Source organism: Nonomuraea sp. NPDC005501 (assembly GCF_040605905.1).
In the GTDB taxonomy this organism is placed as follows: domain Bacteria; phylum Actinomycetota; class Actinomycetes; order Streptosporangiales; family Streptosporangiaceae; genus Nonomuraea.
Genome location: NZ_JBEXDT010000014.1, coordinates 50,891 through 72,929 on the forward strand (window position 1 = coordinate 50,891; position 22,039 = coordinate 72,929).

The 22,039-nt window shown below is 73.4% G+C and carries 20 protein-coding genes; 3 read left to right on the forward strand and 17 right to left on the reverse strand.

Features of this window, described 5'->3' with window-relative positions:
• Window positions 1-2: 2 nt before the first annotated feature.
• From ABZS51_RS10660 to ABZS51_RS10695, 8 genes are all read right to left on the reverse strand, one after another.
• On the reverse strand, window positions 3-1,079 hold the full coding sequence (locus tag ABZS51_RS10660) for a putative FMN-dependent luciferase-like monooxygenase (RefSeq protein WP_355438505.1): 1,077 nt from the start codon (window positions 1,077-1,079) through the stop codon (window positions 3-5).
• Entirely contained in the window at window positions 1,076-2,689 is a 1,614-nt protein-coding gene (locus ABZS51_RS10665; protein WP_355438507.1) for an ABC transporter ATP-binding protein, read from the reverse strand. Before ABZS51_RS10665 ends, ABZS51_RS10660 begins: the two co-directional genes overlap by 4 nt.
• On the reverse strand, window positions 2,686-3,474 hold the full coding sequence (locus tag ABZS51_RS10670; protein ID WP_355438509.1) for an ABC transporter permease: 789 nt from the start codon (window positions 3,472-3,474) through the stop codon (window positions 2,686-2,688). The genes ABZS51_RS10665 and ABZS51_RS10670 overlap by 4 nt, the downstream gene beginning before the upstream one ends.
• The gene (locus ABZS51_RS10675; RefSeq protein ID WP_355438511.1) at window positions 3,471-4,409 is read right to left on the reverse strand and encodes an ABC transporter permease; all 939 of its coding nucleotides are present in this window, start codon (window positions 4,407-4,409) and stop codon (window positions 3,471-3,473) included. The genes ABZS51_RS10670 and ABZS51_RS10675 overlap by 4 nt, the downstream gene beginning before the upstream one ends.
• Complete coding sequence (locus ABZS51_RS10680; RefSeq protein WP_355438513.1) at window positions 4,406-6,031, reverse strand: TIGR04028 family ABC transporter substrate-binding protein; 1,626 nt, start codon at window positions 6,029-6,031, stop codon at window positions 4,406-4,408. Before ABZS51_RS10680 ends, ABZS51_RS10675 begins: the two co-directional genes overlap by 4 nt.
• 139 nt (window positions 6,032-6,170) lie before the next feature.
• Window positions 6,171-6,308 (reverse strand): hypothetical protein, encoded by a 138-nt coding sequence (locus ABZS51_RS10685; protein WP_355438515.1) that lies wholly within the window; start codon window positions 6,306-6,308, stop codon window positions 6,171-6,173.
• A gap of 65 nt (window positions 6,309-6,373) precedes the next feature.
• Window positions 6,374-7,357, reverse strand: a complete 984-nt coding sequence (locus ABZS51_RS10690) for a glutathione S-transferase C-terminal domain-containing protein (protein WP_355438517.1) — start codon at window positions 7,355-7,357, stop codon at window positions 6,374-6,376.
• 81 nt (window positions 7,358-7,438) lie between these two features.
• On the reverse strand, window positions 7,439-8,776 hold the full coding sequence (locus ABZS51_RS10695) for a lanthionine synthetase LanC family protein (RefSeq protein WP_355438519.1): 1,338 nt from the start codon (window positions 8,774-8,776) through the stop codon (window positions 7,439-7,441).
• Between the two features lie 73 nt (window positions 8,777-8,849).
• Here ABZS51_RS10695 and ABZS51_RS10700 point away from each other — a divergent pair, with 73 nt between their 5' ends.
• A complete protein-coding gene (locus ABZS51_RS10700) occupies window positions 8,850-9,827 on the forward strand; it encodes a sulfotransferase (RefSeq protein ID WP_355438521.1) in 978 nt (325 codons plus the stop codon).
• Window positions 9,828-9,899: 72 nt separating this feature from the next.
• Here the strand turns inward: ABZS51_RS10700 and ABZS51_RS10705 are convergent, their stop codons facing one another.
• Window positions 9,900-10,820 (reverse strand): hypothetical protein, encoded by a 921-nt coding sequence (locus tag ABZS51_RS10705; RefSeq protein WP_355438523.1) that lies wholly within the window; start codon window positions 10,818-10,820, stop codon window positions 9,900-9,902.
• Between the two features lie 120 nt (window positions 10,821-10,940).
• Between ABZS51_RS10705 and ABZS51_RS10710 the strand changes: the two genes are divergently transcribed.
• Complete coding sequence (locus tag ABZS51_RS10710; protein WP_355438525.1) at window positions 10,941-11,168, forward strand: hypothetical protein; 228 nt, start codon at window positions 10,941-10,943, stop codon at window positions 11,166-11,168.
• 8 nt (window positions 11,169-11,176) lie between these two features.
• Here ABZS51_RS10710 and ABZS51_RS10715 read toward each other — a convergent pair whose 3' ends face one another.
• The 7 genes from ABZS51_RS10715 to ABZS51_RS10745 all read right to left on the reverse strand — a co-directional run bounded on the left by ABZS51_RS10715 (window position 11,177) and on the right by ABZS51_RS10745 (window position 18,788).
• Window positions 11,177-13,840 carry a fumarate reductase/succinate dehydrogenase flavoprotein subunit gene (locus tag ABZS51_RS10715; protein WP_355438527.1) on the reverse strand — a complete coding sequence of 888 codons (2,664 nt, stop codon included), beginning with the start codon at window positions 13,838-13,840 and terminating at the stop codon, window positions 11,177-11,179.
• Window positions 13,841-14,647 carry an ATP-binding cassette domain-containing protein gene (locus ABZS51_RS10720; protein WP_355438529.1) on the reverse strand — a complete coding sequence of 269 codons (807 nt, stop codon included), beginning with the start codon at window positions 14,645-14,647 and terminating at the stop codon, window positions 13,841-13,843.
• Window positions 14,644-15,540 carry an ABC transporter permease gene (locus tag ABZS51_RS10725; protein ID WP_355438531.1) on the reverse strand — a complete coding sequence of 299 codons (897 nt, stop codon included), beginning with the start codon at window positions 15,538-15,540 and terminating at the stop codon, window positions 14,644-14,646. The genes ABZS51_RS10720 and ABZS51_RS10725 overlap by 4 nt, the downstream gene beginning before the upstream one ends.
• Complete coding sequence (locus ABZS51_RS10730; RefSeq protein WP_355438533.1) at window positions 15,540-16,949, reverse strand: ABC transporter substrate-binding protein; 1,410 nt, start codon at window positions 16,947-16,949, stop codon at window positions 15,540-15,542. The genes ABZS51_RS10725 and ABZS51_RS10730 overlap by 1 nt, the downstream gene beginning before the upstream one ends.
• Before the next feature lie 11 nt (window positions 16,950-16,960).
• On the reverse strand, window positions 16,961-17,188 hold the full coding sequence (locus ABZS51_RS10735; protein WP_310707893.1) for a 4Fe-4S dicluster domain-containing protein: 228 nt from the start codon (window positions 17,186-17,188) through the stop codon (window positions 16,961-16,963).
• 5 nt (window positions 17,189-17,193) lie between these two features.
• Entirely contained in the window at window positions 17,194-18,021 is an 828-nt protein-coding gene (locus ABZS51_RS10740; protein WP_355438536.1) for a GntR family transcriptional regulator, read from the reverse strand.
• A gap of 164 nt (window positions 18,022-18,185) precedes the next feature.
• Complete coding sequence (locus tag ABZS51_RS10745; RefSeq protein WP_355438538.1) at window positions 18,186-18,788, reverse strand: DUF305 domain-containing protein; 603 nt, start codon at window positions 18,786-18,788, stop codon at window positions 18,186-18,188.
• Between the two features lie 98 nt (window positions 18,789-18,886).
• On the opposite strand from ABZS51_RS10745, the gene aroQ reads away from it, so the two are divergent.
• The gene (aroQ, locus tag ABZS51_RS10750; protein WP_355438540.1) at window positions 18,887-19,339 is read left to right on the forward strand and encodes a type II 3-dehydroquinate dehydratase; all 453 of its coding nucleotides are present in this window, start codon (window positions 18,887-18,889) and stop codon (window positions 19,337-19,339) included.
• A 12-nt stretch (window positions 19,340-19,351) separates the two neighbouring features.
• On the opposite strand, the gene lanL is transcribed toward aroQ, so the two are convergent.
• Window positions 19,352-21,934, reverse strand: coding sequence for a class IV lanthionine synthetase LanL (gene lanL, locus ABZS51_RS10755; RefSeq protein ID WP_355438542.1), 2,583 nt, complete (start codon window positions 21,932-21,934; stop codon window positions 19,352-19,354).
• Window positions 21,935-22,039: the final 105 nt, after the last annotated feature.

Sequence of the window (22,039 nt, forward strand, 5' to 3'; positions counted from 1 at the left end):
ACTCAGTTCCTTCGGTGAAGGGACGGGGACGGGGACGTGTTCGCCGCTGAGAGCCCGTCCGGAGAGGGGGGCGCCCAGCCGAGGGCGGGCGCGACCTCGGTCGCGAGCAGCTCGATGGAGCGCAGGATGCGCGGGTGCGGCGGATCGACGGAGTGGACCTGGAAGACCAGGTCGGTGACCCGGTCGAGCGTGGGATCGGCGCGCAGGCTCGCGATCACGTCGTCGGGCGTGCCCACGTGGACGTCGAACGCCGCGATGAGCCGCTCGATCCCGCCGTCCGCCGGCACGGGGAAGCCGCTCAGCTCGAAGTGCCGCACGGCCCGCGCCAGGCCCGTCTCCGCGTACCGCAGCGCCTCCTCCCGCGTGTCGGCCACGAACGCCGTGCGGGAGGCCATGATCCTGGGTGCCGCCCCGGCCGGCAGGTGCTCGTAGTAGGCGTCCACGATGGGCCGCTGGATCTCGGCCAGCGTCAGGCCGGGCGCGTCCTTGGGCCGCGGCTGCGTGCGCGACAGCATGAGCCCGTTGCCCGCCCGCCCGGCCCGCTCGCCCCCGCCGACCGAGAACGTGGCCTCCCACACGGCCCCGAGCAGCCGGGGGGCCGCCGGGTAGAGCCGGTTGCCGCCGCCGAGGTCGCCGCCCGACCAGGCGTTGACCAGCACGGCGAGGTGTTCGGCGTACAGGGCGGCGCGTTCGGCGCTCTCGCGGCCGAAGGCGGCGAACGACGACGGAGTGCCGCCGCTGCCCACGCCGACCTCCAGCCGCCCGCCGGAGAGCTGGTCGAGCACGGCGGTGTCCTCGGCCACGCGTACCGGGTGCTCCAGAGGCAGCGTGATGATGCCGGTGCCGAGCCGGATGCGGCTGGTCTTGGCCGCGACGTGGGCCAGGAGGACGAGCGGGGCGGGCAGGCCGCCCTCGGTCGCGCTGAAGTGGTGCTGCGCGACCCACGCCGTGTCGAAGCCGTGGCGCTCCGCGTGCGCGATCTGCTCGGCGGCCAGGCGGTAGCGCTCGGCGGGCGGCGCGTCGTCGAGGAGGCGGGTGAAGAACCCGAGCCGGCGGCCGGTGACCGGGTGCTCTGTCATCGGGCCGCCTCCTGGGCGGCCGTGCCGGGCACGGCGGCCAGCAGCGCGCGGGTGTAGGCGTGGCTCGGGTTCTCGAAGAGCCGCCGGGTCGTTCCGGTTTCCACGATGCGTCCTTTGCTCATGACGGAGACGGTGTGCGAGATCTGCCGCACCACCGCCAGGTCGTGCGAGATGAACAGGTAGGTGAGTCCGAGGTCGCGTTGCAGGTCGCCGAGCAGGTCGAGGATCTGCGCCTGGACGGTGACGTCCAGGGCCGAGACCGCCTCGTCGAGCACCACCACCTGGGGGTCCGGCGCGAGCGCGCGGGCGATGGCGACGCGCTGGCGCTGCCCGCCGGACAGCTCCCCGGCCCGGCGGCCGAGCACGTCGGCGGGCAGCGCGACCCGGTCGAGCAGGTCGCGCACCCGGTCGCGGCGGGCCCGCCGGTCGCCGAGGCCGAAGTTGCGCAGCGGCTCCTCGACGATGTCGGCGATGCTCTGCCGGGGGTCGAGCGAGCCGTACGGGTTCTGGTAGACGAGCTGGACGTCCCGGCGCAGCGCCCGCAGCCGCGCGCCGCGCAGCCCGGCCGTCTCGACGCCGCCGATGGCCACCGAGCCGGAGGTGGGCTCGGCCAGCCGCATGACCATGCGGGCGGTGGTGGTCTTGCCCGAACCGGACTCGCCGACCAGCGCGTGCGTGGTGCCCCGCGGCACCTCGAAGGAGACCTCGTCCACGGCGCGGAACGGCCGCCCGCCGGCGCGGAACTCCTTGACCAGGTCGCGCACCACGATGGCCGGCTCGCGCGGCCCGTCCGCGACGAGGAAGTCCGGTGCTCTCAGCGCCGGCGCGTCCCGCAGCAGCCGGGCCGTGTACGCGGCCCGGGGCGCCCCGAGCACGGCGCGGGTGGCGCCCCGCTCCTCGATCCGCCCGTCCTTCATCACGACCAGCCGGTCGGAGCGGTCCATGGCCACGCCCAGGTCGTGGGTGACGAGCAGCACCGCCGTGCCCGACTCGGCGCGCAGGTCGTCGATCAGGTCGAGGATGCGCCGCTGCACGGTCACGTCCAGGGCGCTGGTGGGCTCGTCGGCGATGATGAGCCGGGGTTCGAGCGCCACGGCGATGGCGATCAGGACCCGCTGCCGCATGCCGCCCGACAACTCGTGCGGGTACTGCCGGGCGCGCACCTCCGGATCGGGCAGCCCGACCCGCTCCAGCAGCTCGACGACCCGGCGGGCGATCGTGCGCCGGTCGCCGCGCCGGTGGATGCGCAGCGCCTCGCCGATCTGGGCGCCGACGGGCTTGACCGGGTTGAGGGAGTTGGCCGGGTCCTGCGGCACCAGGCCGATCTGGGCGCCGCGCACCGCCTGGAGGTGGCGCTGCGACCAGCCGGCGATGTCGGTGCCGCCGAGCAGGATGCCGCCGCTCTCCACCCGCCCGTTCGGCGAGAGCAGGCCGATGACGGCCTGGGCCGTGGTGGTCTTGCCCGAGCCCGACTCCCCGACGACGGCGACCACCTCGCCGGGGTCCACGGTGAACGACACCCCGTGGACCGCCGGGCGGGGCTGTGCGCCTCCCCGGCGTCCCTTCCGCGTGTACGACACGGTGAGGTCGCGGACCTCCAGCAGGCTCATCCGCTCTCCCTCCCGATGGACCGGCTGATCCGGCTGGCCGCGAGCACGACCGCCACCACCACCGTTCCCGGCAGCGTGGTGAGCCACCACGCCGTGGCCAGGTAGTTGCGCCCCTCGGCGATGAGCAGTCCCCACTCCGGCGTGGGGGGCTCCGCGCCGTACCCGAGGAACCCGAGCGTGGAGATGGCCAGGATCGCGACGCCGAACTGGAGGGCGGCCAGCGCGACGACCGGGACGAGCGAGTTGGGCAGCACGTGCCGCCACAGCACCGCGAGGAACCGGCCGCCGCTGCCGAACGCCGCCTCCACGTAGTCGGTACGCCGTACCCGCACCACCTCCGAGCGCGCCAGGCGGGCGAACGAGGCGACGGACCCCACTCCCACGGCGATCGCCACGTTGACCGTGCCGGGCCCGAGCAGGATGATCACCGTGAGCGCGAGGAGCAGCCCCGGCACGGAGAGCAGCACGTCCACGACCCGCATGACGACCTCGTCCAGCGCCCCGCCGGCCGAGCCGGCGAGCAGGCCGAGCAGCGTGCCGAGCACCAGGCCGACCGCGACGGCGACGAACGCGCCGGACAGCGAGTGGACGGCGCCGTGCACCACCCGGGCGAACAGGTCACGGCCCACGGCGTCGGTGCCGAACAGGTGGCCGGGGCCGGGTGCGGTCAGCTTCTCCGCCGGCACCCCGGCGATCGGGTCGTACCCGGTGAACAGGCCGGGCGCCAGCGCCCACAGGGCGACCAGCACGACCAGCGCCCACGAGAGGATCAGGCCGGGCCTCACGCGACGGCCCTCCTCAGTCTCGGGTCGAGCACCGGGTACAGCAGGTCCACGACCAGGTTGACGAGCACGAACACCGTCGCGGCGAGCACGACGACGGCCAGCAGCACCGGCGTGTCCTGGGCGTTGACCGCCTGCTCGGTGAGCCGGCCCACGCCGTTGCGGCCGAAGACCGTCTCGGTGACCACCGACCCGGCGATGAGCTCGCCGAACGTCAGCCCCGCCACGGTGAGGGTGGGCGGGAGGGCGTTGCGCGCCACGTGCCGCCACAGGATCCACCCGGGCGAGGCCCCCTTGGCGGCGACGACGGGCACGAACGCCTGGGCCCGCACCTGGTCGAGGCTGCGCGCGAGGATCTGCGCGATGGGCGCGGAGATCGGCACGGCGAGCGTGAGCACCGGCAGCAGGAGCTGCTGCGCCTCGCTGCCGCCGATCACCGGCACCAGCCGCAGCCGGAACGAGAACACCTGGATGAGCACGATGCCGAGCCAGAACGCCGGGACCGAGATGAACAGCGACGGCACCGCCTGGAGCGCCCCCCGGATCCAGCCGAGCCGGGCGTGGCAGGAGGCGAACGCGACGGCCACGGCGATCAGCACGGCCAGCGCGAACGCCGAGCCCGCCAGCCTCGCGGTGGCCGGCAGGCCCTCGGCCAGCCGCTCGGCCACGGGCGTCCCGGTGTCGATCGAGTAGCCGAAGTCCGCTCGCAGGAAGCCGAGCAGCGTGTGCAGGTAGGCGCCGGGGCCGTTCGTGCCGTAGTAGGCGCGGATCTCGGCGATCTGCTCGGGTGACAGGCCGAGCTCCGGGTTCTGGAACTTGATGAGGATCGCGTCACCGGGCAGGAGCTGGAGGAGCACGTAGCCGGCGGTGAAGGCGGCCCACAGGACGAGCGCCGCCTGCCCCGCGCGCGACAGGAGGTACCTGGCGGATCCGCTCATGACTTCCAGACCGAGTAGAAGCTCGGCCGGGCCACCGCCTCGAAGGCGACGCCGTGGACGTTCGGCGCCACGCCGTACACCTGCGGCTCCTCGAACAGCGGGATGGCGTACGCCTGGTCGACCACGTAGCGCTGGATCTCGGCGACCTTGGCGTTGCGCTTGGCCACGTCGGCGAGGGCCGACTCCTCCTCCAGCAGCCGGTCGAGCGTCTTGTCGTTCGACAGGATGACGTCGCGGTTCTTCGTGTGGAAGTGGCTCTTGATGACGTCCTGGTCGGCGCGGCCGACCATGCTGTGCGCGACGGCGGTCTTCTCCGCGTTCTTGATGTCCACGGCCTGCGTGCCGGCGTCGGCGGGCCGGATCTCCAGCTTCACACCGAGCTTGGCCCACTGCTGGCCGACGAGCTCCAGGGTCTGCTTCGACAGCGGCTGGGGGCCGGAGACGAAGACGCCGAGCTGGAGCTTCCTGCCGTCCTTCTCGCGGACGCCGTCGGCGCCCTTCGCCCAGCCGGCCTCGTCGAGCAGCTTCGCCGCGGCCTCGGGGTCGTAGGCCAGCTCCTTGGACAGGTCGACGTAGCCCTGCGCGAGGTGGCTGAGGACCGACGTCGCGACCGGGTAGCTCGGGGTGAAGAGGGTGTCGACGACCTCCTTGGCGTTCGTGCCCTTCTGGAGCGCTCTCCGGACCTTGATGTCCCGCAGGATGCTGTTGGCCGGACGCAGGTAGAGGCCGTTGTTGACGCCCCGGGTGGGCTCGGCGCGGATGGTGAACCCGGCGTCCTTGACGGTCTGCTCGTCGTACGCCTGCACGTAGCGGACGTAGTCGGCCTGGCCGGAGGTGAGCGCGCCGACGCGGACGTTGTCCTCGGGCGTCACAATGATCTTGATCTGGTCGAGGTACGCGCGGCCCTGGTGGGCGCTGGACTTGGGCGCCCAGTCGTAGTCCTTGCGGGCCGCCAGGTCGATCTCCTTGTCCACGACCTGCCCGGCGAGCGTGAACGGGCCGGAGCCGACGACGTTCTTGAGCTGGCACTGCTCCTCGTACGGCAGTGAGATCGTCTTCTTCGACACCAGGCCGGCGCCGATGACGGAGGTGCCCTGGAGGAAGCCGGGCGAGGGCTTGCCGAAGTGGAAGCGCACGGTCTTCTTGTCGAGGACCTCGCTGCGCTCGTAGTTGTTGACGAACTCGGCGACGGGCAGCTTGAGCGCGGGGTCGCCCTTGCCGTACACGTCGAAGTTGGCCGCGACGGCGTCGGCGTCGAGCGGCGTGCCGTCGCTGAAGGTCACGCCGTCACGCAGGTGGAAGGTGTACTGCGTGGCGTCCTTGTTCACCTCCCACGAGGTGGCGATCCACGGCTCGATCTCCAACGTCTCCGGGTTCTGCCAGGTGAGCTTGTCGGTGAGCTGGTTGAGCACGCCGCCGTTCGGATAGAAGCCGGCCGCCGGCAGGTAGAGGCAGGTCGGCGCCTGGTGTTCGAGGTACGTCAGCGTCCCCCCGTACACCGGCTTGCCGGCCGCCGCGGCGGCGCCGGCGGCCGGGGCCCCGCCGCCGCAGGCGCTGAGCAGGCAGGCGGCGACGGCGACGGCGAGGGACGCGAGGACCGGGCGGGGTGTGGACGATGACATGCGAATGCCCTTCGGGGAACAGGGGGACAAGTCGCCGGGTCCCAGCCCGGCGCCTAATCCATATTAACCTACCTGTTTTATAGGCATTAGGCACGCCCGCATGCTGAGACGGCCCTGCGTCACGGCGTCAGGTTCGCCGCTACGGGACGCCGGGCCCCTCGTCGGGCTCGGCGTCGTCGTCGGGCAGGTCGTACCAGTGGACGTCGCCGGGGAACTCCTCCGGCTCGCCCGAGCCGTGCGCGCCGGCGGCGTCGTAAGCGGGTCTGGTCGTGGTCACGGAGGACTCCTCCAGGGGAGGCGCGCCGGTACGCCCCGGCGCGCGCAGCAAAGGGTAACAACCGATCAGGAGGCGGCCAGGCGGTCGCGGTCGTGCGGGGCGCCCCAGTCAGCCTCCACCGGCTCGACGGCGATCCGCACGAGCCCGTCCCCTCCGGACGGGCTGGTGCGGAACGTGGCGAAGTCGGTCGTCTCCCGGAAGGCGGGCCGCTGGTAGAGGTCGCGGGCGTACCCCCACAGGGCAGGGAAGTCGGTCAGGGCCCGCTCGCTGATCCGCGCCTGCGGGTTGTGGAGGAGGTCGAACCGGGCCAGCGTCGGCCACAGCCGCACGTCCGCCTCGGTGATCCGGTCGCCGAGCAGGAACCGCCGCGTCGCCAGCCGCTCCTCCAGGCGCTCCAGCGCGGCGACCGCGCGGTGGCGCGACTCCTCGTACTCGTCCTGCGTCCCGGCGGCGGCCACCCTGCCGGGCGCGTGGTTGACCTCCTGGAGGATCTCCTCGTTGAGCGCGTCGATCTCCTCCCGCCGGTCCTCGGGGTAGAGGTCCACGGACGGGTCGGCCCACTCCCGGAACTGGGTGCCGAGGTCGAGGGTGATGTCGGGGAAGTGGTTGCTGACGATCCGGCCGGTACGCCGGTCCCAGAGCACGGGCACGGAGATGTGGCCGCGGTAGCCCGGCTCCGTGGCCTCGTATGCCTGCTCCAGCAGCGTGAAGCCGTTGACCGGGTCGGGACCGCGCCGCTCGCGGAAGGCCCAGCCGCGGCCGTCGCGGTCGTCGTCCACGTACGACAGCGACACCACGTCCTCCAGCCCGGCCAGCTTCCGCGCGATCGCGGCGCGCTGCGCCCAGGGGCAGACCCAGGCGACGTAGAGGTGGTAGCGGCCCGGCTCGGCCCGGTAGCCGCTGGAGCCGTCGGCGGTCACCCGGCCCTGGAAGGGGTAGATCGGGCGGTTCCACGTCGGGGAGGTGTGCAGGCGCCCGGGGCCGTACGGGCCGTGGGTCTCAAGATCGGCCACGCTGGCGTAGGCGGGCGCGTCCGTGGTCGCGGTCATCAGAGGGGCTCCTCACATGTAAAACCAGTAGGAACAGTAGGGAACAGGCAGACGGATGGACCTCGATACGGATGCGGTCAGTCAGGAGGCGGCCAGGGCGGTGGGCGGCAGCGGGATGGCGGGGAACGGGTTGTCGGGCAGCAGGATCACCCGGCGTGCCCGGGCGGCCTGGCCGGCGGCGTCGAGGTGGAGCAGCGCGGCGCCGATGCCGGCCGCGCCGACCATGTAACCGGTGTCCGCGCTGACCTCCTCCGGCCGCAGCCGCCGGTACGCCTGGTACCACCGGTAGCCGTGGCCGTCGTGGTCGCTGGCTCGGCCGATGAGGTTGCCGGCCAGCGTCCGGGCGAAGTCCAGGTGGGCCACGCGCCCGGTCGCCGCCCACAGCCCGACGAACAGCTCGATCAGCCCGGCCGCGCCGCAGCACTGGCAGGCCACGTTCCAGTAGCCCTCGGTCTGCCGGTACGGCACGCCGCTGCTCGTGATGCCCCGCGCCAGGCGCTCCACCCAGTCGAGGTCGCCCGGGTCGCCGGCCACCTGGTGCAGCTCGTAGAACATCCGCGCCACCCCGGCCGAGCCGGAGCAGAAGCCCAGGTAGTGCAGCCCGCGGGCGTGCGGCACGTGGTGGGGCACCACCGCGGAGTCGCCGCTCACGATGCTGACCTCGCGCACGAAGTCCGCCCCGCTGCGCGCCGCGCGCAGGAAGCGGTCGTCGCCGCTGACGCCGTACAGGCGGGCGAGCAGGAACGCCGTGCCGGCCGTACCGGCGAGGAAGCCCGGCGTCACCGCGTCCACCGGCAGGTCGGCGCAGTCGCCGAACAGGTGGCCCGGCACGGGCAGCCGCGCGATGCGCAGACCGGCCTCGACGGCGAACTCCTCGTAGGCCGGCACGCCCAGGTGGGCCCCGGCCCTCAGCAGGCCGAGCACGATGCCGCCGTCGCCGCGCTGCGCCGGGTCGGGCGACCAGCCGGCCTCGCCGTCGGCCGTGCGCCCCCTGCTGACGATCAGGTCGGCGATGGCCCTGGCCTCGGACTCGAAACGGGCGTCGCCGAGAGCCCAGCCGGCCTCCATGAGTGCGATCATGACGCCGGTCAGGCCATGGTAGAGAGAAAGGTCGCCCTGGTCACGCCAGGTGGCGGCCAGGCGGCGGGCTCCGGCCCGGGCGTCGTCGAGGTACGCCTCGTGGCCGGTGGCGGCGGCGAGCTCCAGGAAGAACAGCACGATGCCCGCGCCGCCGGAGTACAACGACCAGGGCTCCTCGGGGGTGGCCGCCGGCCGGCCGCGGAGATCGGGGTTCGCCTGCCAGTGCCGGCCCTGCGCGTCGTCCACCGCCGCCGACCTGATCCACCTGCCGGCCAGGATCGCGGCGGTCAGTGGGGATTCCGCGCGGGCGCTGGGTGAGCGGGTCCTGTCCAGACTCATGACTAGATTATCCCACACATTTGGTAGGAAAATAAGGATTGACGGAGCATGGAGAGAAGGAAGGACGAGGACGATGCCGCTGCCCCACTTCCTGGTGATCGGCGCCCCCAAGGCCGGCACCACGGCCCTGCACGCCGCGCTCCAGCAGCACCCCGGACTCCACCTGCCGCACGTCAAGGAGCCGAAGTTCTTCCTGACCGACGGACCGCCCCCCACCCGCGGCGGCCCCGGCGACGCGCCCACCTACCGGGAGCACGTCTGGCGCAGAGCCGACTACGAAGCCCTCTTCGCCGGCGCGCCGCCCGGCGCCCTGCTCGGGGAGGCCACCCCGTTCTACCTGTACGACCTGGACGCGCAGCGGCGCATCCATGCCCTCGTCCCGCACGCGAAGCTGATCGCCATCCTGCGCGACCCCGTCGAGCGGGCCCACTCCAACTGGACGCACCTGTGGTCGGCCGGGCTGGAACCCATCGGTGACGTGGTGCGCGCCTGCGCCGACGAGCCCCGCCGGATCGCGGCCGGGTGGGCGCACTTCTGGCACTACGTCGGCCTCGGCCGGTACGGCGAGCAGCTCGCGCACCTCTACACCCTCTTCCCCCGCGACCAGGTCCTCGTCTTCCGGTACCGCGACCTCGTCGACCGGCCCGCCGAGACCCTCGACCGGATCACCGGCTTCCTCGGGGTCGAGCGGGGCCTGGTCACCGAGGTGCCCCGCGAGAACGTCACGGCCCACCCCGAGCAGGACGGGCGGCACCGCCTGCTGGCGGCGGCGACCCGCACGGCGCGCTTCCTGCCGCACGGGCTGGAGCGGGCGCTGAACGGCCGCCTGGAGCACCTGATCCAGCGTCGCGGCAAATCTCGCCGGCCGCTCACCTGGGAGCAGCGGCGGGCGCTGATCCCGTACTTCGCCAAGGACGTCGAGCTGCTGCAACAGGTCACGGGGGCGGACTTCAGCGACTGGCTGCAGCCGCGGGAGCGCTCCGGCGGCCTGGTGGGCGCCCGCCCGCCGGGCCAGCGACAGGCCCGCAACGGCCGCCCGAAGCAGGGCTGACCCACTCGCCGTCCCCGCCCGCGCCCCGGCGACGAGGCGCGGGCTCATGCGGGGCATGGGCCGGGGCGCCGCTCAGGCGGGGCGGAGCTCGGTGCGCAGCTCGTGGCTGCCGTCGGCGCAGGTGTACTCGTAGTACAGGCGCACCCCGCCCTCCGGCAGGTCCACCACGTCCAGGTAGCGCAGCCCGCCGCCCCCGTGCGGGGACGAGGCGGCCGGGGCGTCGCCCAGGGGTGTCAGCGCCGCCGGGTCCGTCCCGGTCGCGATCCCGGTGCGCTCCTCGTAGTTCTCGGCGGCGCTCGCCCGGCCGTCGTAGAAGGCCAGCACGCCGGCCGGGGTGAAGCGCACGGCGCTCACCCGGGTGCCGCGCGAGTCCCACGTGCCGGGTCGGCCGCTCAGGGCCGTGCCCTGCCACGTCCAGGACAGGCCGTCGTCGCTGGTCGCGTAGTCGGTGACCATCTGGTCGGCCTCGTCGGGGTCGGCCAGCGGGTGGCAGGAGGCCCACAGGTGCCAGGTGCCGCCCCGCCGTACGATGACCGGGTCCTTGACGCCCGTCTTGGGGTCGCCGGGCAGGACGGTGGCACGCGCGGCCGGGTCGAAGGAGCCGGGGTCGTCCGCTTCCAGGACCTCGACGCGCCAGTGCTTGGTCCCGTACGTGGCGCAGCTCAGGTAGAGGCGCCAGCGCCCGCCGGGCAGGCGGACGAGCGTGGGACGCTCCAGGGACTCGGCGTCCATCTCCGCACGCGTGATCGTCAGCAGCGGCTCGAACCGCTCGCCGTCGGTGGAGCGGGCCACGACGACGGCGTGGCCGCGCCCCTCCCCGATGGGCCGGCGCAACCGGTACGCCAGGTGGATCACTCCGTCGTGGGCGACCGCGCTGGGCGCGCCCACCCAGTGCCCGGCTCCGGACGACTCGGGCACGACCGCGGCCACCGAGCGCTCCGGGGCGGGGATCAGTGCCTCCACGGCCGAGGCGTTCCCGTCTTCGATCAGCATGGGCACGAGGGTAGGCGTCCGGACCGGGAGATTCATGAAGATTCGCCCTTCATTGGTGTCGAGATCAAGACCCCTTGACCATTCCAACAATTCCTATTGCTTTCGTAGGAAATATAGCGCATGATCGAGGCCGCTGACGGGATCGGCGAACGGCGGGTGGAGGACTGGGGTGCCTCCGCCCGCCTCCCGTCCCGCGCATCCCCCGCGGGAAGGCACTCCCATGAGGACTCCTCGCTGCGGGAGGCGGGGTGGCGGCCGGTGGCGGCGTTCGCCGCGGCCACGGCGGTGAACGTGTCGGTCGCCCTGGGGCCGGCCGTGCTGCTGTGCAGCGGCCTCTCCGCCACCTGAAAGCCTGATCACGGCGTCAGGGCTCGGCGGGCGTAGGCGCGGACGTCGGCGTCGGCGTCGGTGAGGGCGTCACGCAGCGCGGCGGCCACCTCGGCACGTTCCGCCCAGCGGGTCAGCGCCAGCACGGCCGCCTTGCGCACGTCGAGGTTGGCGTCCGACAGCGCCACGATGAGCGGGGCCGCCGCCGTCTCGGGGCCCGCCGCCGCGAGGCAGCGCGCCGCGCCCACCCGCACCTCCCATGCCGGGTCGGCCAGCCCTCGTACGGCGAGGGCCTCCAGCGGCGTGCCGACCGTGCCCGACGACTCCAGCGCCGCCGCTCTGACCAGCGGGTCCGCATCCTCGGCCAGCGTCTCCAGGGCGGCCGACGGCTTGCCGACGAGCCCGATGCCCTTGGCCGCCCACACCCGCACCTCCCGGGACGGGTCGGCCACGGCGGCGGCGAGCACGTCGGTCTCGTCCAGCGACACGAGCCCCCGGACGGCCTCGATGCGCACCCGGTGGTCGGCATCGCCCAGCCCCGCCACGAACACGTCGCGGCCGCCGAGCCGCAGGCTCCGCAGCACGTCCAGCACCGTGGCACGCACGAGCGCGTCCGCGCCGGACAACCTCGCGGTCAGGGCCGTCCCCAGCTCGGGCGTGGCGGGCAGCACCTCGACCAGCTCCCGCAGGCCGGTGGCGGCGGCCCGCCGTACCGTGCCGTGCGCGTCACCCAGAGCGGCCACGAGGGCCGCCCCCGTGCCCGCGGGCACGGTCTCGGTGAGGGTGGCGATGGCGGCGCGCCGCACCTTGGGGTCGGGGTCGTCGAGGTACGGCGTGAGGCGCTCGACCGTGGGCTGCTCCTCCGCCAGCCGGTGCAGCTCCAGGATGCGGGGCGAGCGGCCGACCGAGGCCCGCTCGGCGCGGCCGTGCGCGGGGGCCCGCCGCACCGCCGTGGAGGTGTGCGCCCCGAGCAGCACCGGCTCGGCGGCGACCGGCTCGAACCCCTCGACCGGCACCAGGTACGGCTCCACCGGCCGCTTGACGAACTCCATGGCGCCGTCGGCCCGGCGGCGCAGGTTCAGGTGGAACAGCCACTCCCCGTCGTCGCGCCGCGGCTGGTCGGCACGCTCGTGGTAGAGGCCCCAGCGGCTCTCGGTGCGGGTGATCGAGGCGCGGGCGGCCATCTCGGCGCAGTCGCGGATGAAGTCCACCTCGGCGCAGCGCATCAGCTCGTGCGGGGTGCGCGCGCCCATCGCGGCGATCTCGCCGCGCATCCGCTCGAACGACTCCAGGGCGATCTCCAGCTTCGCGCCGGTCTTGGGCGGGGCGACGTAGTCGTTGACGAAGCGGCGCAGCTTGTACTCCACCTGGGCGTGCGGCGGGCCGTCGGGGTTGCGCAGCGGGCGGTAGACCAGCTCGTGCGCGGCGGCCACCTGGTCCTCGGGCGGCGCACCGCCGGGGGCGGCCCGGTGCTCGGTGGCGTGGGCGCCGGCCAGGTCGCCGAAGACGAACGCGCCGATCATGTAGTTGTGCGGCACGCACGCCAGGTCGCCCACCGCGTACAGGCCGGGCACGGTCGTCGCACCGTGCTCGTCCACCCACACGCCCGACGCGGAGTGCCCGCCGCAGAGCCCGATCTCGGAGATGTGCATCTCCACGTCATGCGTGCGGTAGTCGTGGCCGCGCCCCGCGTGGAACGTGCCACGTGTGGGCCGCTCGGTCGAGTGCAGGATGCCCTCCACCGCCGCGATCGTCTCCTCGGGCAGGTGCGTGAGCTTGAGGTAGATGGGTCCGCGCGCGGAGGCGATCTCGGCGGCCACCTCGGACATCATCTGCCCCGACCAGTAGTCGGAGTCGACGAACCGCTCGCCGCGGTTGTTGACCTGGTAGCCGCCGAACGGGTTGGCCACGTACGCGCAGGCCGGGCCGTTGTAGTCCTTGATCAGCGGGTTGATCTGGAAGCACTCGATGCCGCTCAGCTCGGCGCCCGCGTGGTAGGCCATGGCGTAGCCGTCGCCGGCGTTCGTCGGGTTCTCGTACGTCCCGTACAGGTAGCCGCTGGCGGGCAGCCCGAGCCTGCCGCACGCGCCGGTGGCGAGGATGACCGCCCCGGCCGACACCGTGACGAACCGCCCGGAACGGGTGTCGAACCCAGCGATCCCCACGGCCCGGCCGCCCTCGGTGAGCACCCTCACGGGCATGACCCGGTTCTCGATGCGCACCCGCTCGCGCAGGTCGCGGTGGCGCAGCACCCGGTAGAGGACCTTCTTGACGTCCTTGCCCTCGGGCATGGGCAGCACGTAGCTGCCCGAGCGGTGCACCTTGCGCACCGCGTACTCGCCGTGCTCGTCCTTCTCGAACTTCACGCCGTACCGTTCGAGGCGGCGCACCATGGCGTGGCCCCGGGTGGCGGTCTGGTAGATCGTCTTCTGGTTGACGACGCCGTCGTTGGCCCGGGTGATCTCGGCGACGTAGTCCTCCGGCGTGGCCTTGCCGGGGATGACCGCGTTGTTGACGCCGTCCATGCCCATGGCCAGGGCGCCGCTGTGCCGTACGTGCGCCTTCTCCAGCAGCAGCACGCGGGCGCCGCGCTCGGCGGCGGTGATCGCGGCCATCGTGCCGGCGGTGCCGCCGCCGACGACCAGCACCTCGCACTCCAGGTGCAGGCGGTCCTCGATCGCGGGGACGTCCATCTACAGCTCCTCCAGGATCCTGGCGCGCAGCGCGCCGCGGTCGGCGGCGGGCTCGCGCGGCGTGGGCACGTCGATCAGCGAGCGGACGCCGCCCCGCCCGAGCACCACGACGCGGTCGGCGAGCAGCAGCGCCTCGTCCACGTCGTGGGTGACGAAGACGACGGTGGCCCGGGTGTCGCGCAGCACGTCCAGCAGGAGGCGCTGCATCCCGGCGCGGGTCTGGGCGTCGAGCGCGCCGAACGGCTCGTCCATCAGCACGGCGCGCGGCGCGGCGACCAGGGCGCGGGCGAGCTGCACGCGCTGGCGCATCCCGCCGGACAGCTCGCGCGGCAGCCGCTCCTCGAACCCGGCCAGGCCGACCCGCGCAAGCCACCGGTCGGCGGCGGGGCGGCGCTCGCGCCGGGGCACCCCGCGCAGCCGCAGCGGCAGCTCGACGTTGCGCCGCACGCTGCGCCACGGCAGCAGCGCGTCGTCCTGGAACACCATGGCCCGGTGGTGGGCATCACGGTGGTGGGCATCACGGTGGCGGGCATCACGGTGGCCGGCGTCTCCGTGGCCGGTCGACGCGGCGTCGCCTGCGACGATCTTCCCGTCGTACGGCCTGAGCAGCCCGGCCAGTGCCCGCAGCAGCGTGGACTTGCCCGACCCGGACGCTCCCACGATGACGAGCACCTCGCCGGGCCGCACCTCCAGGTCCACATCACGCAGCACCAGGCCGCCGCCGTATCCCAGGGACAGCCCGTCGAGCGTGAACCCGAGCCCTCCCTGGACGATCTCCCCTGCGGTCTCCGCTGTCGTCGCGCTCATGCGCCGCTCCCTTCCGCGCGGGGCAGCCAGCGGGTGACCCGCCGGCCGACCAGCTCGACCCCCGCCGAGGTGAGCCAGCCCAGCAGCCCGATGGTGATCATGCCGACGATCACGGCCGGGTAGTCGACGATCGTGTACGAGCTCCACGTCCGGTAGCCGACGCCGAACTCGCCGGAGATCATCTCGGCCGAGATGACGCAGATCCACGCCACGCCCATGCCGACCGACAGCCCGCCGAACACCCCCGGCAGGATGCCGGGCAGCACCACGTGCCACAGCACGTGCCGCCGCCCGCCGCCGAGGGTCCTGACCGCGTCCTCCCACAGCGTCGGCAGCGCCCGCGCGGCGTGCCGGGTGCTCACCATGATCGGGAAGAAGGCGGCGGCGAACGTGATGAACACGATCCCCTGCTCGTCCGCCGGGAAGAGCAGGATCGCCACGGGCACCAGCGCGATGGCCGGGATCGGCCGCACCGCTTCGAGCAGCGGCAGCAGCACGTACCCGCTCCGCCGGGACCTGGCCACCACGATCCCCACGGCGACGCCCGCCACGGCGGCGAGCCCGAACCCGGTGAGGATCCTGACCAGGCTCTGCAGCAGGTCCAGGTAGTAGAGCTGGGTGGTGAGCTGGCGGGCGGCCTGCCGGCCGATCTCGACCAGCGTGGGCAGCCGGTCGAACCGCAGCCACAGCCGCACGTCGTTGGCGGTGAGGACCTGCCACAGAGCGGCGGCGGCCAGCAGCGACGCCGCCCTGACGGCCCACGCCGCCCCGCGCCGCCCGCGCCGCTCACGCGGAGCCGCCGCCCCACCGCTCACGCCCGCCGACACGGGACCGGTCGACAGGGGCTCGGAGGAGGTCACCGGCTGGGTCTTGAGGTCGGTCTCGGCACTCATCAGGCGTCACCCCCGCCCTTGGCCGCCTGGACCGCCTGCTCGTACGTGACCGGCTCGGCCTTCGGGTGGCGCTCGCGGTAGGCGTCCGCGCCGTCCTGGGTGGTGAAGGGCAGCAGCCGGGCCTTCTCGGGGGCGGTACGGTCGCGCAGCCAGATCGACTTGTCGGCGAACCACCGGGTCCCGGTCGTGGTGTCCGGCACGTAGGCGGCCCGCACGGCGCCCTTGGCCGTCGCGATCTGGCGCAGGAGGCATGTCGGCGTCTCCGCCGGGTGGGTCGCGCTCTCCCCTGCCGGCCAGAGCTCCGAGGCGGTGGCGGGGTCGGACACGGTCCCGCCGCAGGCGGCGTCGGTGCCGGTGACGCGGGCCTGGTTCACCGTCGAGGCCCGGTCGGAGTCGTACGACGGCCCGTACGCCTCACGCAGGTAGCGGTCGTCGACGAAGGAGGAGACGTTCACGCCCCCGAAGTCGGGGCTGATCCGCTTGAGGTAGGCCACGTCGTGCTCGTGCGCGGCCTGGAGCGGCTGCTTGAGCGTGACGTCGAAGGTGGAGATGCCGCCCGGGCCGTTGTAGAGGTAGACGACCTCGGGCGGCAGCCCCGTGACCTTCGCGACCGACTCGGCGGCGGCCAGAGGGTGCTCGTGCAGGTAGCGGGTGGCGTCGATCTGCGCCTGGAGGAACGCCTTCACCACGTCGGGGTGCTCCTTGGCGTACGCCTGGCGCAGCACGACGCCGTGGAAGGTCGGCACGTCGAGCGCCGAGCCGTCGTAGACCAGCCGGCCCTTGCCCTGGAAGACCAGCAGCCCCGGCCAGGCGACGAACTGGGCGTACCCCTGCACACCGCCCGATTCGAGCTGGGCGGCGCCGACGGCCGGTTGGTGGTTGACCACCTCGACGTCCTTGGCGGGGTCGAGGCCGGCCTTCTCCAGCGCCTGGACCAGCGTGCCGTGGCCGGCGGAGCCGACGCTGGCGGAGATCTTCGTGCCCTTCAGGTCGGTCAGCGTCCTCGCCTTCGACCCGGGCGGCACGACCACCATGTTGAGGCCGCCGCGCAGGTTGTAGCCGGTGACGGAGACCAGCTCAGTGCGGGCCGTCTCGACGGCCTGGGTGCGGGAGGCGTTGATGAGCAGCGGGTAGTCGCCCATCGAGCCTATGTCGATCTTTCCGGCGACCATCTTGGCGGTGATGGGGGCGCCGGTGTCGTAGTCCTGCCACTCGACCGTGTAGCGGTCGCCGAGCCGCTTCTCCAGGTAGCCGAGCGAGCGAAGCAGCGTCCCGGCGGTCACCGTGTTGATGGTCTTGGACTGGTAGCCGACGACGACCTTGACCTTCCCGTCGCCGCCGCCCGCCGCCTGGGACACCGAGCAGCCGGCCAGGGCGAGCACCAGCGCGGCGGCCAGAGCCTTGCGCATGTCGGGTCCCTTCATCGCAGCAGGTAGGGGATGTCGATGGTGATGGCGTCCACGGGGCAGCGAGCGGCGCAGGGGCCGCAGTACCAGCACTCGTCCACGTGCATGTACGCCTTGCCGGTCTCGTCGCTGATCGCGAGCGAGTCGAGCGGACACGCCTCGACGCAGAGCGTGCAGCCGTCGATGCAGAGCGCCTCGTCGACGGTCACGGGGACCTCGACCCGCTGGTTGACCAGGGCCATGCCTGTCACTCCTCGCCTGATGGGATGCCTGATGGGATGCCCGATGGGATGCCCGGGAGGGCGCCTGGGGGGACGCCCGGGGGGATGTGGTGCTCGCGGCGCAGATGGCCGCGCATGGTCAGCCGGTCGCCCCGGAACCGGACGAACTCCAGGTCCACCGGGCGGCCGTCGGACAGGTGGGTGAGCCGCTCCACCATGAGCAGGGCGGCCCCGCGCGGGGCGCCGAGGGTGGCGGCGGTGTGGGTGTCGGCGTTGACCGCCTCGACGGTCAGCTCCGCCATGCCGAGGGGCTGCCCGGCGACCTGTTCGAGCAGCACGAAGATGTCGTTGTGGACGAGGTCGGCGTCGAACAGCGGCTCGCCCACGTCCCGTACGAGGTAGGTCAGGTCGAGGGAGAGCGGCAGGCCGTTGAGGCTGCGCAGCCGCTCCAGGTAGACGACCTGCTCGCCGGGCGGCAGGCCGAGCCGGTGGCTGACGGGGGCGGGCGGCTCGATGAGACTCATCGTGCGGACCGCGTTGGTCACCTCGCCGTGCTCGTGCAGGGTCTCGGCCAGGCCGAGGAGCTGGTGCAGGCCGTGCGGGTACTTCTCGGCCGCGACGGTCGTGCCCACGCCGGGGCAGCGCTCGACCAGGCCCTCCTCGCGCAGCAGGTCCAGGGCCTCGCGCACGGTGTTGCGCGAGATGCCGAACTCGCGGGCCAGCACCCCTTCCAGGGGGAGCCGGCCGCGTGGCAGGTTGCCGTGCACGATCTGCCGGCGCAGCAGGTCGGCCACCTGCCTGGCGCGGTCGGCGCGGCGTCGTCGGGTGTCGGGTGCGGCCACCGGCCGGTCCATGCCTCTCCTCCCGGCTCGCTCCTCATTTCCCGTTTAACCTATCAATCAGGTAGGGAAGATGGGATAACGGCCGGATTGCGCCACCTGACAGGTGGCGGGCATGGTGCTGACCTGCGGCTCAGTCGAGCGGGCGGCAAGATCTGCCACCCCCGCGACCCTTCCGGTCAGGCGAGGTGCTGCCTGATGGCGGCGACCTCCTCGCGCTGCTCCTCGACGAGCCTGCGAGCGAGCGTGACCGTGGGCGCGTGCTTGCCGAGGGCCTGCGCCACCTCGGCCATCTTCACGCCGGCGTCCAGGTGGTCGGCCAGCGCCTTCAGCCACGCCCGGTCGAACGCGGGCCCGGACAGCTTCTTCAGCGCCGCCAGGTCGTCGGCCGACACCATCCCGGCCATGTTCGTGCCCGACTCCATACCCGGCATGTCATGACCGGCGTGGCTCTCGTCCGGCACCTCGGCCTTCCACGAGCGCAGCCACGACGTCATCTGCGTGATGTCCTTCTGCTCGGCGGCGACCAGCTTCCCGGCGAGGTCGCGCACGTACGCCGTGTCGCTGCGGTCCGGCGCCAGCTCGGCCAGCCGGATCGTCAGCCGGTGGTGCGTGATCATCTCCTGCGAGAACGAGACGTCGGCCTCCGCGTGGCCGTCCTGCGTCGCCGCCCCGGCCATCGCGGCGGGCGGGGCGGGCTGGGCCTGGGAGGCGGCTGCGCATCCGGCGACGAGCTGGACACCCAGCACGGCCAGGACGGCCACGACGCGCTTCTGGGGCATGCTCGCTCCTCGGGGATCGGTGGGTTCGGGAGTCCGGGCTCGTTCCCAGGTACGCGCCCCTCGCCCCACCGGTTCACCCCTCGGGTTAGTCTCCCGCTGTGACCTCGGTTCTGATTCTCAACGGCCCCAACCTCAACCTCCTCGGCACTCGCAGGCCGGAGATCTACGGCTCGGCCACGCTCGCCGACGTGGAGGAGCTGTGCCGGCAGGAGGCCGGCAAGCTCGGCCTCGACGCGGTCTTCCGGCAGTCCAACCACGAGGGGCAGCTGGTCGACTGGATCCAGGAGGCCGGCGCGGAGGTCAAGGCGGGCCGGTGCATCGGCGCCGTCCTCAACGCCGGCGCCTACACCCACACCTCGGTCGCGCTGCACGACGCCATCGAGGGCGCCGAGCTGCCCGTGGTGGAGGTGCACATCTCGAACGTCCACCGGCGCGAGGAGTTCCGGCACCACTCGTACCTGTCGCCGGTCGCGCGCGGCATCGTGGTCGGCTTCGGCGTGTACGGCTACGCCCTGGCCGTCAACGGCCTGTACCACGCGACCAGGGCGTAGGCCGCCTGGCCCCTACCCGGGCAGGCGCCAGGCGGCCGTCCACAGGCGCGTGCCCGAGCGGCGGTCCAGCCGGCGCAGGAACGACAGCACCCCGGCGGTCCCCGTGGCCCAGGTGTACCCGGCCTTGTCCAGGTCGTTGCCCGGGAACACCGGCCGCTCCGGCTCTCCCCCGGCGCGCACCAGCATGAGCTCGGCGATCTGCTCCGCCCCGCGCCAGTGGCGGTCGTCGCCCGTGACCAGGGCCAGGTCGATCAGCGCCTCGCCCATGCCGGCCAGGCCGCAGCACTGCGAGACCACCCACGCCTGCGGGGCGACCGTCAGCCCGGCCAGCGCGCCCCGTTCGGCCAGCGCCAGGTAGGCGTCGTCGCCGTACGCCGCCGCGGCGTGCGCCAGCGCGCTGGCGATGCCCGACACGCCCTGGCACCAGGACGCGCCCATCGGCCGCGCCTCCGGCCCCGCCAGCTCGGCCAGCATGGCCTCGGCCCGTACGGCCAGGCCCGCGAACCGCTCCCTGGCCGCCTCGCCGGCCGCCGGGTCGCCGGTGACCTCGTGGTAGGAGAGCAGGAAGTCCGCGCAGCCGGCCTCGCCGTGGGCGAACGCGGCATCCACGGCCACCCCCGACCCGGGCGGCGGCGGCACGTCCTCCTCCGGCGCGGTGACCTCCCCCGCGAGCAGGCGCCTGGCGCACTCCGCGGCGACCTCCAGATGCCGGGGGTCGTCGCCGATCGCGGCCAGCGCCAGGTGGCCGGCTCCGATGCCGGCGACGCCGTGCGCCTGGTCGGCGCGCTGGGGGCCGTCGAGCGTGACCGGCTCGGGCACGGCCAGCTCCGGCACGGCGGTCAGCCGGGCGGCGGTCAGGAACAGCGCCGTCCCGGTGCGGCCGAAGTACAGGGACGGAGGAAGCACGGCGGGCGGCATGACGCGGGCCGTCCAGCGGGCCAGGTCGGCGGCGACGGCCTTGGCCTCAGGGTGGTGCAGCAGCTCCATGCCGACGCCGGCGCAGCCGCCGTAGACGTTCGTGACCGGCGGGCTCGCCCGGCGCGCGTCCTCGGGGGCGTCCATGAGGCGCTCGGCGAAGGCGACGCATTCGCGGGTCGTGTGGTCGAGGACGCTCGCCAGCAGGTCTCCGGTCAGCCTCGGCGGCACGGGCCGCGTCCGGGCGGGGAACGCGGACGCCCCGCCCAGGCCCGACCTCAGCGCCGCGGCGGCCTCGGTGCGCTCCTCCGCGTCCAGGCTGAGCAGCGACGGCAGCAGGCCGCGCACGCCCCCCGGAGTGCCGGGGGACATCCGCGCGAGGCACATCAGCGTGCGCTCCAGGTTGCGGACCGGGTCGGGGTCGATCATGACGGGGTTCATGCCGGTGGTGGCGAAGAACAGGGTGGCGCCGAGCGAGAAGTAGTCGTCGGCGGGCCCGGACTCCCGGTCGGTGTGCTGGTCGGGCACGCTGTAGCCGCGGCTCCAGCCCGGGAGCTGGAGGCCGTCGTACCGGCTGTTGCCGAAGTCGATGAGCGTGCAGCGGCCGTCCTCGCCCAGCACGACGTTCTTGGGCGACAGGTCCCGGACCACCACCCCGCGCGCGTGCACGGCGTCCAGCACCTCCAGCAGGCGCGCGGCCAGCGCGCCGAGGTCGCGGTCCCATGGCCCGGCCCCGGCGGGCCGGTCGGTGAACAGGCCGTTCTCGGCCACGAACCGGTTGAGGTCGCGGCTGCCCGCGTCGGTCATGACGAGGAACTCGTCGTCGCCGTGGCGGAAGTGGTCGATCGGCTCGGGCACGCCGGGCACGCCCTTGAGTGCCTGGAGGACGCGCAGCTCGTTGCGCAGGTACATCCGCAGGTCCCAGCCCTGGGTGTTCTCGCCGACGTACGCGCGGGCCTCCTTGACCACGACGGGCCGGCCGGCCGCGTCGGTGGCCCGGTAGACGTTGCCCCGGGGGCCGCGCACGACGCCGGAGGTCACGCGGTATCGCCCGCCGATCAGCCTGCCCCCGGAACCGGCCTGCGCGGCGGACGAGCCGGAACCGGCCTCCCCCGCGGGTGAGGAGTCGCCGGGCCGGAACGGGTCGGTGGCCCACGGCGGGCAGGAGTACTCCGGGCCCGCCGCCCCCGGCAGCCGCTCCCCGTCCGGCCCGACCACCACCAGCTCGAAGTCCCCGTTGTCGTCCACGCGGTACTGCGGGGCGAAGGGCGCGTACCGGTAGTAGACCGGCGCGTCGCTGCGGATCCGCCGGTCGCTGACGATGCGCGGCGCGGCCATCCCGGCGAGCGCGCTCGCGAGGGCGTGCCCGATCTCCACCACCGCGTTCTGCGCCGGGTAGACCGTCATGGCCTTGCCCACGGCGCCGGGGTCGAGGTCGCCCGAGTTGAGCTCCATGAGCGTGTGTGCCGAGCGGGCCACCTTGAAGGCGCACCCGGCGGCGGCGAGGACGGGCAGGGCCCGGTCGAGGGTGTCGGCGAGGGTTCCGGGACGTGCCGAGACGTGGAGCTTCCAGCCTTGGACCGGGGTTTCCGCCTCAGGGTCGTGAACGCTGATCCACGTGTCGTCCTCGTAGATTTCCCTACCATACGAATCGGCAAATCGGGTAAGGCGGTCGCGCACATTTACGTCCATCGTGACCCTTCGATCGCGGAGCGCTTATGCCGATGAAAGGAAAGGCCACCGGAACTGCGCCGATGGCCTTTCCACAGCGCTTTGCACGGCCAC

Excerpts from the sequence above, each read along its gene's own strand:
- ABZS51_RS10740 (WP_355438536.1), bottom strand. The coding sequence starts at position 18,021 with ATGGACCGGCCGGTGGCCGCACCCGACACCCGACGACGCCGCGCCGAC.
- ABZS51_RS10720 (WP_355438529.1), bottom strand. The coding sequence starts at position 14,647 with ATGAGCGCGACGACAGCGGAGACCGCAGGGGAGATCGTCCAGGGAGGG.
- ABZS51_RS10705 (WP_355438523.1), bottom strand. The coding sequence starts at position 10,820 with ATGCTGATCGAAGACGGGAACGCCTCGGCCGTGGAGGCACTGATCCCC.
- ABZS51_RS10735 (WP_310707893.1), bottom strand. The coding sequence starts at position 17,188 with ATGGCCCTGGTCAACCAGCGGGTCGAGGTCCCCGTGACCGTCGACGAG.
- ABZS51_RS10680 (WP_355438513.1), bottom strand. The coding sequence starts at position 6,031 with ATGTCATCGTCCACACCCCGCCCGGTCCTCGCGTCCCTCGCCGTCGCC.
- ABZS51_RS10715 (WP_355438527.1), bottom strand. The coding sequence starts at position 13,840 with ATGGACGTCCCCGCGATCGAGGACCGCCTGCACCTGGAGTGCGAGGTG.
- ABZS51_RS10665 (WP_355438507.1), bottom strand. The coding sequence starts at position 2,689 with ATGAGCCTGCTGGAGGTCCGCGACCTCACCGTGTCGTACACGCGGAAG.
- ABZS51_RS10725 (WP_355438531.1), bottom strand. The coding sequence starts at position 15,540 with ATGAGTGCCGAGACCGACCTCAAGACCCAGCCGGTGACCTCCTCCGAG.
- ABZS51_RS10690 (WP_355438517.1), bottom strand. The coding sequence starts at position 7,357 with ATGACCGCGACCACGGACGCGCCCGCCTACGCCAGCGTGGCCGATCTT.
- ABZS51_RS10710 (WP_355438525.1), top strand. The coding sequence starts at position 10,941 with ATGATCGAGGCCGCTGACGGGATCGGCGAACGGCGGGTGGAGGACTGG.
- ABZS51_RS10700 (WP_355438521.1), top strand. The coding sequence starts at position 8,850 with ATGCCGCTGCCCCACTTCCTGGTGATCGGCGCCCCCAAGGCCGGCACC.
- ABZS51_RS10675 (WP_355438511.1), bottom strand. The coding sequence starts at position 4,409 with ATGAGCGGATCCGCCAGGTACCTCCTGTCGCGCGCGGGGCAGGCGGCG.
- ABZS51_RS10695 (WP_355438519.1), bottom strand. The coding sequence starts at position 8,776 with ATGAGTCTGGACAGGACCCGCTCACCCAGCGCCCGCGCGGAATCCCCA.
- ABZS51_RS10730 (WP_355438533.1), bottom strand. The coding sequence starts at position 16,949 with ATGCGCAAGGCTCTGGCCGCCGCGCTGGTGCTCGCCCTGGCCGGCTGC.
- ABZS51_RS10745 (WP_355438538.1), bottom strand. The coding sequence starts at position 18,788 with ATGCCCCAGAAGCGCGTCGTGGCCGTCCTGGCCGTGCTGGGTGTCCAG.
- ABZS51_RS10660 (WP_355438505.1), bottom strand. The coding sequence starts at position 1,079 with ATGACAGAGCACCCGGTCACCGGCCGCCGGCTCGGGTTCTTCACCCGC.